This window comes from Microbacterium sp. H6 (assembly GCF_003314775.1).
Classification (GTDB): Bacteria; Actinomycetota; Actinomycetes; order Actinomycetales; family Microbacteriaceae; genus Microbacterium; species Microbacterium oxydans.
The window spans coordinates 1-217 of record NZ_QOAY01000182.1 but is presented as its reverse complement, the minus strand read 5'-3'; the positions used below and the strand labels follow the sequence as shown (position 1 = coordinate 217).

Here is a 217-nt window from a genome sequence, read left to right as displayed (position 1 = left end):
ACCGTCTCCTCGCGCACGGTCCCCCACTCGGGGGTCTCGATGTTGCGGAAGACGCTCGCCTGCGAGGCGTGCTTCATCACGTCGTCGCGAGTGACCTCCCCGTCGGCACCGGTCGCGGCGACCGCGGTGAGGTCGACACCGAGGTCGCGCGCGAGCTTGCGGATCGGCGGCTTCGCGATCACCCCCACCGAGGAGCGGACGGGTCGCTCGGCCGGAC

1 protein-coding gene is annotated in these 217 nt (G+C 72.4%); it reads right to left on the bottom strand.

What is annotated here, in order from left to right; translation table 11 throughout:
• On the bottom strand, window positions 1-217 hold a 217-nt coding region (locus DSP71_RS11565; RefSeq protein WP_181800724.1), incomplete at both ends, for an E3 binding domain-containing protein.